General features: G+C 66.8%; 12 protein-coding genes. 9 read left to right on the top strand and 3 right to left on the bottom strand.

What is annotated here, in order from left to right; translation table 11 throughout:
- Positions 1-135 precede the first annotated feature (135 nt).
- Together VGK32_04525 and VGK32_04520 are read right to left on the bottom strand one after the other, a co-directional pair.
- On the bottom strand, positions 136-1,302 hold the full coding sequence (locus VGK32_04525; protein ID HEY3381008.1) for a VWA domain-containing protein: 1,167 nt from the start codon (positions 1,300-1,302) through the stop codon (positions 136-138).
- Between the two features lie 114 nt (positions 1,303-1,416).
- Positions 1,417-1,983 carry a hypothetical protein gene (locus VGK32_04520; GenBank protein ID HEY3381007.1) on the bottom strand — a complete coding sequence of 189 codons (567 nt, stop codon included), beginning with the start codon at positions 1,981-1,983 and terminating at the stop codon, positions 1,417-1,419.
- A gap of 104 nt (positions 1,984-2,087) precedes the next feature.
- Between VGK32_04520 and VGK32_04515 the strand changes: the two genes are divergently transcribed.
- The 4 genes from VGK32_04515 to VGK32_04500 all read left to right on the top strand — a co-directional run bounded on the left by VGK32_04515 (position 2,088) and on the right by VGK32_04500 (position 5,343).
- Complete coding sequence (locus VGK32_04515) at positions 2,088-3,401, top strand: inositol-3-phosphate synthase (protein ID HEY3381006.1); 1,314 nt, start codon at positions 2,088-2,090, stop codon at positions 3,399-3,401.
- Positions 3,402-3,527: 126 nt separating this feature from the next.
- Positions 3,528-4,040: a hypothetical protein gene (locus VGK32_04510; protein HEY3381005.1), complete on the top strand. Its 513-nt coding sequence runs from the start codon at positions 3,528-3,530 to the stop codon at positions 4,038-4,040.
- The gene (locus VGK32_04505) at positions 4,037-4,573 is read left to right on the top strand and encodes a hypothetical protein (protein ID HEY3381004.1); all 537 of its coding nucleotides are present in this window, start codon (positions 4,037-4,039) and stop codon (positions 4,571-4,573) included. The genes VGK32_04510 and VGK32_04505 overlap by 4 nt, the downstream gene beginning before the upstream one ends.
- A gap of 83 nt (positions 4,574-4,656) precedes the next feature.
- Positions 4,657-5,343: an ABC transporter ATP-binding protein gene (locus VGK32_04500; protein ID HEY3381003.1), complete on the top strand. Its 687-nt coding sequence runs from the start codon at positions 4,657-4,659 to the stop codon at positions 5,341-5,343.
- 29 nt (positions 5,344-5,372) lie between these two features.
- Here the strand turns inward: VGK32_04500 and VGK32_04495 are convergent, their stop codons facing one another.
- Entirely contained in the window at positions 5,373-7,169 is a 1,797-nt protein-coding gene (locus VGK32_04495) for a hypothetical protein (GenBank protein ID HEY3381002.1), read from the bottom strand.
- Between the two features lie 140 nt (positions 7,170-7,309).
- Between VGK32_04495 and VGK32_04490 the strand changes: the two genes are divergently transcribed.
- The 5 genes from VGK32_04490 to VGK32_04470 are packed head-to-tail and all read left to right on the top strand — an operon-like array spanning position 7,310 to position 12,357.
- Entirely contained in the window at positions 7,310-8,713 is a 1,404-nt protein-coding gene (locus VGK32_04490) for a PAS domain-containing sensor histidine kinase (GenBank protein ID HEY3381001.1), read from the top strand.
- The gene (locus tag VGK32_04485; protein HEY3381000.1) at positions 8,706-9,356 is read left to right on the top strand and encodes a response regulator transcription factor; all 651 of its coding nucleotides are present in this window, start codon (positions 8,706-8,708) and stop codon (positions 9,354-9,356) included. Before VGK32_04490 ends, VGK32_04485 begins: the two co-directional genes overlap by 8 nt.
- Before the next feature lie 26 nt (positions 9,357-9,382).
- Positions 9,383-9,616, top strand: coding sequence for a twin-arginine translocase TatA/TatE family subunit (locus VGK32_04480; protein ID HEY3380999.1), 234 nt, complete (start codon positions 9,383-9,385; stop codon positions 9,614-9,616).
- Between the two features lie 3 nt (positions 9,617-9,619).
- A complete protein-coding gene (locus VGK32_04475; GenBank protein ID HEY3380998.1) occupies positions 9,620-11,122 on the top strand; it encodes a radical SAM protein in 1,503 nt (500 codons plus the stop codon).
- A complete protein-coding gene (locus VGK32_04470; GenBank protein ID HEY3380997.1) occupies positions 11,119-12,357 on the top strand; it encodes a glycosyltransferase family 2 protein in 1,239 nt (412 codons plus the stop codon). Before VGK32_04475 ends, VGK32_04470 begins: the two co-directional genes overlap by 4 nt.

Below are 12,357 nucleotides of genomic sequence, written 5' to 3'. Positions count from 1 at the left end.
GTGCTCGGCGCGTGGGCCCACTCGGCCAACTGGTGCAGATCGTCGGCCGCCACGCGGCCCGTGAGGCTCGTGTCTGTCATGCACACAGCATCTCACGCTTCTGATTCGTTGTCTAGTTATATGTGGGACACTACACTAGCGCCGCCCAGCGGCTTCTGCGAGGTCAGCCGCGCCCGCTATCGCGTAGTAGCCCCTCCTGGCCCTGACCCGCAGCTCCGGCCTGCCTTCCACGCGTACGTCGATTGCCCGCCAGCGGCCGTCGGCCCCGGCCGGTGCACGGTAGCCGAGGAAATACTGCCGGCTCAGCTCATCCGCAATCCCTGCCGTGACGCGATCGAGGTCTTTGGCCGAACGGATGATCTCGGTGCGCCCTCCGCTGTCGTCGGTCAGCATTCGCAGCGCCTGTGCGTCCACCGGACCGTCGCTCGGATCGAGCGGTGAGATCGGCGCGCGTGGCGGGTGCGGCGGCGTGGGCCGAGGAAACCGGCCGGTGGGTCCGGGAAACGGAATGGGAATCCTCGGCGGATCCTTGGGCGGGAAGCCCGGTCCCGCGGGCGTGCCCTCGGTTCGGGATGCATCGAGGCCAATCGCATAGACGAGGACTTCGGATTCCTGGATCTGACGCCTGAGCGCGACCATGCTCGTCTGGCTGGCCGTGTCGTTGCCGTCGGAGATGACAATCAGCGCCTTCTTCAGATGCTGACCGGTCTTCGCCAGGGTCACCGCCTCGGCCGTCGTGTCGAAGAGTGCCGTGAGCCCGCCGGTCGAAATCCGGCCGAGCGATCTGCGCCACAGCGCCTCGGGAGTCGTCCAGGGCTGGACGAGCACCGGTTCGTCGCTGAAGCAATAGAGAAAGACCTCGTCATCCCGCCCGAGTAACTCCTTCAGCAGTCGCTCGAGCGCCTCGCGAGCCGCGCTCATCTTCTCGCCCCGCATGCTCACGCTCGTGTCGAGCGCCAGGCCCAGGCTCACCGGGACACGGTCATGGCTGAACGTGGTGACGGTCTGCGGGCGGCCATCCTCGCGGACCACGAAATCCTCCTTCCGCAGGCCAGGCACGAAGTGCCCGTCGGCGTCGGTCACCGTGGCGTTCACCACCACGAGATCCACCCCGGATCCGAACACGGGGCGCTGGGGAGTGGTCCGTTCCTGCGTGTGAGAGAGTGGAGACGGAGAAGGAAGAACGCCGGACGGCAGGTCCAACACCGACGACGGGAAGTGGGCGACGGAGGGGGGAGAACAGAGGACGGCCAGCAAGGCGACGGAGGCACACCACCAGATGCGGCGTGAACGAGAAGACATCAGGGTCAGGCGAGGCAAAAGCGTTGCCGATGGGGACCCGCACGAAACGGCGCCGGATTGGCCGGTCACCACGGCCCCAGGGAACAGATGTCCTCCGGCCAGGGCGGACACGGCCTACTTCGTGGTCTTGAGCCCCTCGGTGTAGCGCTGGCCTTCCCGCTCGGGCAGGACTCGGACCGGGCGGAACCCGGCGCCGTCGAGCAGGGGCGCGGCGCCGCCGTGCGCGCGGAACTCGGCAAGGCCCTGCGTCTTTCCGCGGAAGACGCCCAGTAGTCCCCCCGGTTCACGCTCGACGACCATGGCGCGGCCCCCCGTTCGCAGGACGCGGAAGACGTTGGCGACCAACTCGGCGCGTGCCGGGCCGTCGAGGCGGGTCAGCAGCGTTGGCCCCGCGTCGATCACCGCCACGTCGAATTCCTGCGCCTCGGGCGGCAGTGCCGGCAGCGCGGCGACGTCGACCTCCACCAGCACCCCGGCCTCGGCCGCCGCGGCACGAATACGCATGGCCGATTCCTCGGTGCCGGCCACGACGTATGCGCGTCCGGTAAGGCCCGTCTTGGCCGCCAGCGCAGCGAACATCGGGCCGTCGTCGCCCACGAGGAGTTGGCGTTCGCCCATGCGGACGCCGGTCATGGCCAGCGCCAGCGCGTACGGTCCGGGTCCTTCTCGAAAGATCGGCATGGTATGACCCATTCGGGGGTGCTGAACGCCAGCTGTCGGCCGCCAGCGCCCATTCGCCCTATCTGGAAGAAACGTGACAATCGCTCATGATATAGTTCTTGCCCGTGAAACAACCAGCCGAAATCCCTACACCCAAAGGCAAGCTCGGAATCCTGCTGGTCGGCCTGGGCGCCGTCAGCACGACATTCATAGCCGGCGTCATGGCGGTCCGCAAGGGGATCGCGAAGCCGATCGGTTCGCTGACGCAGATGGGCACCATCCGCCTGGGGAAGCGTACCGAAGGCCGCACGCCCTTGATCAAGGACCTCGTGCCGCTCGCCTCGCTCGACGACATCGTGTTCGGCGGGTGGGACATCTTCGACGACGACTGCTACCAGGCCGCCTGCACGGCGGGCGTGCTGGAGCCGTCCCTGCTCGAACAGATCAAGCCGGAGCTCGAGGCCATCAAGCCCTGGCCGGCGGTGTTCGACCGCCGCTACGTCAAGCGCCTGGACGGGCCGAACGTGAAGAAGGGCGCCAACAAGATGGAGCTGGCCGAGCAGATCCGGGCCGACATCCGTCGGTTCAAGGCAGAAAAGAAGCTCGATCGCATGGTCATGATCTGGTGTGGCAGCACCGAGATCTACATGACCGAGACCGCGGCGCACCAGACGATCGAAGCCTTCGAGAAGGCGCTCGTCGAGAACGACGTGAACATCCCGTCGAGCATGGTCTATGCCTACGCCGCCCTCAAGGAGGGCCTCCCGTACGGCAACGGCGCGCCAAACCTCACGGTGGACATCCCGGCCCTGATGGACCTGGCGCAGAAGCAGGGATGCCCGATCGTCGGCAAGGACTTCAAGACCGGCCAGACGCTCATCAAGACCATCATCGCGCCGGGGCTCAAGGCCCGGCTGATTGGCGTGAAGGGCTGGTACTCGACGAACATCCTCGGCAACCGCGACGGCGAGGTGCTCGACGATCCCGAGTCGTTCAAGACCAAGGAAGAAAGCAAGAAATCGGTTCTCGACTTCATCCTCCAGCCCGACCTGTATCCGGATCTCTACAAGGACCTGTGCCACGTCGTCCGGATCAACTACTATCCGCCGCGCGGCGACAACAAGGAAGGCTGGGACAACATCGATCTGGTCGGGTGGCTCGGGTACCCGATGCAGCTCAAGATCAACTTCCTCTGCCGCGACTCGATTCTCGCGGCGCCCATCGTGCTCGACCTCGTGCTGTTCCTCGACCTCGCGGGGCGCGCGGGCTGGAGCGGCATCCAGGAGTGGCTCTCGTTCTACTTCAAGAGCCCGATGCATGCCCGCGGCCTGTACCCGGAGCACGACCTGTTCATCCAGCTCATGAAGCTGAAGAACACGCTCCGATTCCTGCGGGGTGAGGAATTGATCACGCATCTGGGCAAGGAATACTACGACTAGGTAGCGGGATTCAGGATTCAGGGATCGTGGATCAGGGGTCGGGGCGAGTCCCGACCCCTGGCCCGATCGTTCGACCGTTCCATACATCAGGCACAACCGCTCGGCCGACCTGCCCGGAGAAGTCCTATGGGTTCCTCCTCGAAGTTCCAGCCGGCACTCCTCGGCGGTCTCCTGCTCGGCGTCCTGTCCGCGCTGCCCGTCATCAGCGTCGGCAACGTGTGCTGCTGTCTATGGGTCCTCGCGGGCGGCGCGGTGGCTGCCTATATTCTCCAGAACAACCAGCCAGCCCCGATCAGCACCGGCGACGGCGCGGCAACGGGCCTGCTGGCGGGCCTCATTGGCGCGGTTGTGTGGCAGGGGCTCGCCGTTCCGGTGGGCATCGTCATGGGGCCGCTGCAGACGCGCATGATCGACCGCTTTCTCCAGAACGCCGGCGACATGCCCGAGAACATGCGCCCGTTTTTCGAGGCCGTCCGCCAGAACGCCGGCTTCAGCATCGCCCGCTTCGTGATTGGGTTCTTCTTCGTGCTGATGATCAGCCTGATCTTCTCGACGATTGGCGGCGTGATCGGTGCGGCGATCTTCCGGAAGAAGGACCTGCCGGCCGGACCGGACAGCCCGGGGACGCTCATCCCGTGAGCACCCCGCCGCGAGCGAGTCGCTTTCGGCTGGCCGTCGCCGTCCTGGCGCTCGTCGCCGCGATCGTCGGGACGGGCTGTGACCGGAAGGCTGCCGGCGCCTCTGCGGCGCCCGAAGCCGCTCCGGTTCCGAAGAAGGCCGCCGCGCTCGGCGAAGGACGTCTCGACAACCTGCCGCTGATCGTCCGGGTTACCGAGGTGAAACGGGTCGGGCCCGACGCGATGCTCGTGTCGTTGCTGCTGCTGAATCCCGACCAGACGAAATCGGTCGCCGTGGGATCCGCGTTTGCCGCCGATGAGGCAGACGCCGGTTCGCTCGCCGACCTCTACCTGCTCGACGAGGCCCGGCGGAAGAAGTTCTTCATTCTCCGGGACGATCCCGGTGGGCCGGCTTCGAGCCGGGACGTCATCGAGGTTCCGGCCGGCGCCGAGCGTGCGGTTTGGGCGCGATTTCCGGCTCCTCCGTCCGGCGTGCAGCAGATCACCGTGCAGGTCCCGCACCTGCCGCCGTTTCGGAATCTGCCCATTTCCTGAGCGGAACCGCCCGGCTGGTTCGAACGTATTGATCCTGTAGGCCTTGGCACATCTGACAGGCCCCGATGGAGGACGGACGCCCGATGGCACTGATTGAAACGCGCGATCTGTGGAAGAGCTACGTGATGGGCAGCGAGGAGATTCACGCGCTGAGCGGCGTGAGCCTGTCCATCGAGCGCGGCGAGTACGTGGCCATCATGGGGCCGTCGGGTTCCGGCAAGTCCACGCTGATGAACCTCATCGGCTGTCTCGACACGCCGAGCAAGGGCAGCTACCTGCTCAACGGCAAACAGGTCAGCCAGATGAACGACGACGAATTGGCGCGGATTCGCAACGAGGAAATCGGGTTCGTCTTCCAGACGTTCAACCTGCTGCCCCGCGCGACGGCGCTGCACAACGTCGAGTTGCCGCTGGTCTACGCCGGCATTCCGGCCGCGGATCGCCTGGTGCGGGCCCGTGGCGCCCTCGAGAAGGTCGAGCTCGCCGACCGCATGACCCACCGGCCGAATCAGCTGTCGGGCGGCCAGCGCCAGCGCGTGGCCGTGGCGCGCGCGCTCGTCAACAACCCGTCGATCCTCCTGGCGGACGAGCCGACCGGCAACCTCGACTCGAAGACCGGCGTCGAGATCATGGCGCTCTTCTCGCGACTGCACGCGGCCGGGAACACGATCGTCCTCGTCACCCACGAGGCCGACATCGCCGCCCACGCCTTCCGGGTGCTCCACATCCGCGACGGGAAGATCGAGGACGACGTCCGGCGCGCGGCCTGAGCGATCGGGACTGTCGAGACGGGTCGCGGTCATCGACCCGGTCGAAGCGGACGCATGCCGTACGCCGTGCCCGGGACCGTCCGCCAGCCGGCCGACTCGCCATCGGGGGGAACCCAGCACGACACGACCACTTGCGCCCCCACCCGCCCCAAGCGTTCCAAGACAATTTCACGGACCTCCGGCGGCGTCTCCCAGAACAAGGTGCCGTCGGGCACATCCGCGATGATGCGCGCCCGCGCGAGCCTCGCCCAGTACTCATGCTGGTCAGGTGGGCAGATGGTCGCTACCCGCATGCCTGCGACGACGCCTGTCGTCTCAAGGGCACTGGCCACCTTCCAGGGCGGGACCTCGGACGGCTCGTGCAACCCGTTCCACGCCCCGGATGCCAGGCTCGAGAAGACCAGGAGGCTGACCGCGACCAGTCCTGCGCCCAGCACCCGCCTGGCTGCGGCGGGATACCTGACGACGCGGATGCGGACCGAGAACGCGAGCGTGACGCCAAGCAGAACCACGAAGGCTGCGATGTAGCGCTGCGGGGGCTGCAGCTTCATCTTCTGTACGTGGAGGTCCGCCGCCACGAGGTACAGCCCCAGTCCCACCACCGCAGGCGCCCAGTACCTGGCGTTCCTCCTGAACGCATCCAACGTCGCCCGCAGATCCCCGGCAACGAGGAGGGTTACGGCCAGCGCCAGCAGCATCCAGCGGCCGAAAACGTAGAAGTAGAAGATCGCATTGTCCCTCAGCGTCGCCCATTCAGCCGACCTGTCGAAGCGATACGTCAGCCCGTCGTACCAGTAGGACGGATCCGTCCACGCGGGATAGGTTCCGCCGATCGGCGTGCCGAATTCGTACGCGGGCGGCGCCTCCCAGATGAGGCGGGCCGGGTGCGTGGGCGTTCCGCTTCCGGGCGGGCCGCCCTGCCAGTAGCGGTTGGGAATCGCATTGGGGCGTGGATTCGCCAGCCATGCGTGATTGAGCTTTCCGTTGTCACCCACCGTCAGGTGTCCACGGGCCACCGACACGGCGGTGATGAACGGGGTGACTGTGGCGACCAGTACCAACGCGGCGATGGCGAGTCCACGGCGGCGAGCCGGCGTGCCCGCCTGCCAGGCGGCCACCGAAAGGAGCGACGCACCGACGAAGAGCAACGGTGTGCGCGAGAGATAGCCGAGCCCAAGGACGAAGCCCAGCACGACGTAGGATCGTGGCCGCTCGCGCTGGTCGAGGCGAAACAGGAGGCCCCACGCCGCGAAAGCAAGCGCAGCGCCGCACATGTCGGGCGTGTTGCTGGACAGGGAGATCCACCTGACGGCGGACCACGTGAAGAGCGTGTACCCTCCCACCACCCAGGCCCAATCCGGGATGACTGGCCGATTTGCAGGCCCCGCCGCCGCGAGGCCCGGATAGACCTGTCGCACGCCACGAAGGAACCAGGCAAAGGCCGCGAGTGTGGCAAGGAAGATCAGGAAGTCCACCGCTTCGACGGTCGGGTACTCGAAGCGCGCGGATGGACGGACCACCGCCATCGTGACACCCAAGATCCACGAGTAGAGCGGATTCCAGTAGCCGTTGATGGAATCGGCCCAGCGCCCATGGACCCACGCGTCGCCGATATCGAGATACGACACGAGGTCGATCGATGAAGGCACCTCCACCGACGCCCACTGCTGGGCGGCGCCGATGGCGATGGCGACGAACCAGAACGCGGCCTCCAGGCCGACGGCCGAGCCGCCCGGCACACCCAGGCCGGCAACAGCCGGGCGCGGTCCGGTGGCTGTCGAGCTGTCATGGCGCATTCCCATCCCGGCGACGAACAGGTCACTCATTCCATGGACGAGTGTCGGCCCGGCGTCACGTCACGGGAAGCCTATCTTTCGCCGGGTCCCCCGCAGCCTATCTTTCGAACAATCGCCGCGGCGGAACGCCTGGGAAGGACGAGAATGTACGGGGGGAGTCGGCCCGCCTCATGTTCGATCTACTGTCGGCCCGTTCGTCGGAGAATCGAGCCCGCGTGCTCGGGCTTGCCGGCCTGATGGTCGCGGTCATCGCCGCGGTCGACTGGTGGCATCCGTCGTACATCTCGCTCGGCTTCCTCTACCTGTTCCCCATCATGATCCTGGGCACTGTTCTCAGCTGGCTTCCGATCGTGGGAACGGCCCTGCTCTGCGCCGGGTTGCAGGAGGCGCTCGGCGACCTGCCGTCGCACGAAGCGGCCGTGCGCTTCATCCTCTCGACGACCGGCTTCAGCGGCACAGGACTGTTCGTCTCCGAGTCGATACGCAGCCGCGTCCTGGCTGCCCGCCACGTCAGGCAGCTCGAGGAACAGATCCAGCTCCGGCACGACGCCGAGGAGCAAATCCACGCCTTGATCGAGAGCAGCCCGGCTGCCATCCTGACCATCGGGAGCAACGGGCGAATCCTCCTCGCCAACGAGGCCGCGCAGCGCCTGTTCGCGCCCGGTGACGCGCCGCTCACCGGCCAGCGCATCGGCGACTACCTGCCGTCGCTGCAGAGCGTCGTGGACGCGACCAGTTCCCGGGTATTCCGCACGACGCTCCAGGGGAAGGCCACGCGGCGCAACGGCGAGGTGTTTCTCGCTGCCGTCTGGTTCTCCACCTACGCCACGTCCAACGGGTCCCATGTGGCCGCCATCGTCGTGGATCTCTCAGAGGACCTGCGCAGCCGCGAGGACCTCAGCCTCGATCAGATGCTGCGCCACACCCGCATCGTCATGAGCGCGATCGCGCACGAGATTCGGAACATCAGCAGTGCCGTGCTGGTGGCACACCGGAACCTGTCGCGCATGAAGGCACTCGAGGGCAACGACGACTTCATTGCGCTGGGCACGCTCATCGAGGGTCTCGAGAAGCTCACCGAGGAGGAACTGCGTCCGGCTGCCACGGGCGGACCGGCCACACTGGACCTGTCGTCGATCCTCGACGACCTTCGGGTGGTTGCCGAACCGGGCCTCGCCGAGCACGGCATCGCCTCATCCTGGCCCGCTCCGTCGGATCTCCCGGTGGTCTTCGCCGACCGGCACGGCCTGATGCAAGTCTTCCTGAACCTCGTGCGCAACAGCGAGCGCGCCATGGAGGCCTCGGAAGTGCGACACCTGCGTGTCGCGGTTTCGCAGGACGGATCCCGAGTGGCCGTGAGGTTCGTGGACAGCGGCGTCGGCGTGCCGCACCCCGAGCAGTTGTTCCGCCCACGCTGGGACGCGCGCGGCCAGACCGGCCTCGGCCTGTACGTCTCCCGCGCCATCATGCGCAGTGTCGGTGGCGACCTCGTGTGCGAGCCGGTCGATCGCGGCGCGTCCTTCGTGGTGAGCGTGCGCGCCGTGGCGCCGGCGGGTGGGAGAGAGGATGGCTGAGCCGGACGCGCTTCCCATCTCGGTCCTGGTGCTCGACGACCACGCGCTCTTCCGAGAGAGCGTGGCCCGGCTGCTGTCGGCCGAGGAAGGCTTCGACGTCTCCCACTGCGGGTCGATAAGTGAGGCGCTCGATCTGCTCGGCCGGCGCCGGGTAGATGTCGTGCTGCTGGATCTCGACCTCGGCGGCGAAAACGGCGTCGACTTCCTGCCCCTGGCACGACAGCAGGGGTTCCAGGGACAGGTGCTGGTTGTCGCGGCGGCGGTCGAGCGTGCGGACGCCGTGTCGCTCATCCGCCAGGACGTGTCGGGCATCGTCTCGAAGCACGACTCGGCACTGAAGCTGGCGGAGGCCATCCGGGAGGTGCTGGCGGGAAAGACGCGACTCGACGACAGGGTGCTCCAAACCCTTGCTGGATGGGACGGCGGGATGGCGCAGGAGCACATCGCGCCGTTCACGGCTCGCGAGCGGACGGTGCTGGGCTACGTGTTCGACGGGCTGACCAACAAGGAAATTGCCGACCGCGTGGGAGTATCCGAGAGCGCGGTCAAGGCCAGGCTCCAGCAGTTGTTCGGGAAGACCGGCGTGCGGACGAGGAGCCAGTTGGTGCGAATCGTCCTCGAGCGATACAGGAACGATTTCTGACAACACGCCAGCACCGATGCCGGTGCATGGCTTCTGGACGGATGGAGGAGAACGTGTTCGAAGGTCTGCTGCAACCCATGCACCTCTTGCTGATTCTGGGAATTGCGCTCGTCGTCTTCGGCCCGAAGCGGCTGCCGGAGCTGGGCCGGAGCCTCGGTTCGTCCATTCGCGGCTTCAAGGACGCGATGAACGACGACCGGCCGGACTCTCAATTGCCACCAGGTCGCGGAGCCCAGCCCCCGAACGCGCCCAGGGGCTGATTGATGAACACCTACCTGCTCAACCCAACGCTCGCCGCGCAGCCCAGGTACATCCGCGAGGGACGCTGCATGCAGAAGGCAGCGTCCTGGGCCACGGTGTGGCCGCCCATCACCATGGCGGCGATGGGCGCGATTGCGCGCAGGCAGGGCGACGTCCGGTTGGTGGATGGCAACGTGGAGTCGTGGACGCTCGACGCCCTGCTCGAGGATGTGCGGCGCCTTCAGCCGGATCTCGTCGCGATCAACACGGGCTTCCCGTCCATCGAGTCGGACATGACGGTGGCGGCCGCCATCAAGAAGACCGTCCCGCAGGCCTGCGTCGTCGGCTTCGGTGCCTACTTCACGTTGCTCGAGCAGGAAGCCATGGCGGCGTGCCCGTCCCTGGACGCGGGGATCGTCGGCGAGCCGGAGGCGACGTTCGAGCAGTTGGTGACGGCCCTCGCGGGCAGCGGAAACGGCAGGGATGCGTCCGGCTCATGCGCCCGCGATCCCGAACATCCTGGCGCGACGCAGGCCGTGAACACGCTTCGTGAGATCTCCGGCCTCGTGCTGCGCACCAACGAGTCGGTCGTCTTCACCGGTCATCGACCGCTCATCGACGACATCGATTCGCTTCCGTTCCCCGATCGCAGCCTGCTGCACAACGACCGTTACCGCCTCCCGCACAACAATCGCCCCTTCACTCTCATCAACACCAGCCGCGGCTGCCCGTATCCCTGCACGTTCTGCATCGTCAAGCCGTACTACGGCAACCGCGTTCGACGCCATTCGATCGATTACATCCTGCGCGAGATCCAGGAGTGTGTGGACCGGTACGGCCTGAACGAGTTCCTCTTCTGGGAGGAAGTCTTCACGCTCGACAAGTCGTTCGTCCTCGACTTCTGTCGCGCCCTCGACGATCGAGGCCTCCACATCAAGTGGGCGGCCACCACGCGCGTGACGTCCGTCGAAGAGGAGACGCTTGAAGCGATGAAGCGAGCGGGCTGCTACCTGCTCGGTCTCGGCGTCGAGAGCTCGAGCCAGGACATCCTGGACCGGGCGAAGAAGAAGCAGACGGTCGCCGACGTGGAACGCGCCGTGGCGGCCTGCAGGAAGGTCGGGATCGCGACGATGGGGCACTGCATCTTCGGACTGCCGGGAGAGACCAGGGAAACGGCCGAAGCGACAATCCAGTTCATGACCCGGTTGGGGTTGGACTACATGCAGAGCTACTGCGCGGTCCCCTACCCGAAGACCGAACTGGGCGAGATGGCGCGGGCGAACGGCTGGATCAAGACGCGGAACTGGTCGGAATTCGACTTCGGGGGCAACTCGGTGATGGACACCGACACGATCACCGCGGGCGAGGTGACCGAGTTCCGCCGCCGCGCGTTCCGGCGGTTCTACCTGAGGCCGAGCTACCTGTTGCGCACCGCCGTGCGCTCGTTCTCGCTCCAGCAGGTGGCCAGCCTGCTCAAATTCAGGGACTGGATGGGCTCCCCGGCCGGGCGGAGGCCTCGATCGTGACGTCCCTCGTGCTGAGCGGCGATCGCGCGCGGCCCGATCAGGCGGCGGTCCCGCCCGCCGCCGCCGTTTCCCGTGCCGGCCAGGTGGAATTGACCGTGCTGATGCCGTGCCTCAACGAGGTGAAGACGATCGCCACGTGCATCGGCAAGGCCCTGCGTTTCTTCGCCGATCACGGGATCGACGGCGAAGTCCTGGTGGTGGACAACGGATCGACGGACGGATCGGCGCGGATCGCGGAAGCCGCCGGGGCGCGGGTGGTGTCACACGATATCAAGGGCTACGGCAGCGCCCTGAAGCGCGGCATCGGTGAGGCGAGGGGCCGCTTCGTCATCATGGGAGACGCCGACGACACCTACGATTTCGCGCGGCTGGACGAGTTCGTGGACCTGCTCCGCCGCGGCCACGACCTGGTGATGGGGAGCCGGTTGCGGGGCGTCATTGCGAAGCGCGCGATGCCGTGGATGCACCGTTATGTCGGTACGCCCGCCCTGACGGCGGTGATGAACCTCGTGTACCGCACGGGCATCTCCGACACCAACTGCGGCTTGCGCGGCTTCCGCCGCGACGCCGTCGAGCGCCTCGACCTTCGCTGCAACGGGATGGAGTTCGCCTCGGAGATGGTGATCCGCGCGTCGCAGGAAGGGCTGACGATCGCGGAGACGCCGATCGACTACGCGGCGCCGAGCGCGGTCCGCCAGCCGCACCTGAACACGTTTCGCGACGGGTGGCGGCACCTGCGGTTCATGCTCGTGCTCAGCCCGACGTGGTTGTTCCTCTACCCCGGGCTGACGGTGTTTCTCGCCGGCCTGCTGCTGATGGGCCTCCTGATGGTCCGGCCGGTCGCCGTCATGGGTGTGCCGCTCGGCCTGTCCGTGGTCCTCTTCGCCGGCGTCCTGATGTTCATGGGACTGCAGGCCACACTGTTCGGCGTCTTCGGCCTCCTGCTCTACGGGCACGATCGCGGGGTGGCATCGACCGGTCGCGTCGCGCGCTTCTTCGCGACGTCGTTCACCGTCGAGCGCGGCCTGATTGCGGGCGTCATTGTCGCCTCCGCCGGCCTGTGCCTGGCCGGCATCACCGTCCGCTGGTTGCTCGACGTGGCCACACCCGCGTCGATCCACGCCGGGGTCACGCGCCTGTCGATCCTCTCGACATTCGTCACGCTCCTCGGGATCCAGCTCACCTCGTTCTCGTTCTTCCTCGGCCTCGCCGACCTGAACAAGACGCTGCGGTGA

This window comes from Vicinamibacterales bacterium (genome assembly GCA_036504215.1).
In the GTDB taxonomy this organism is placed as follows: domain Bacteria; phylum Acidobacteriota; class Vicinamibacteria; order Vicinamibacterales; family Fen-181; genus FEN-299.
The sequence above is the reverse complement of the archived record's forward strand: the minus strand, read 5'-3'. Positions and strand labels throughout refer to the sequence as shown.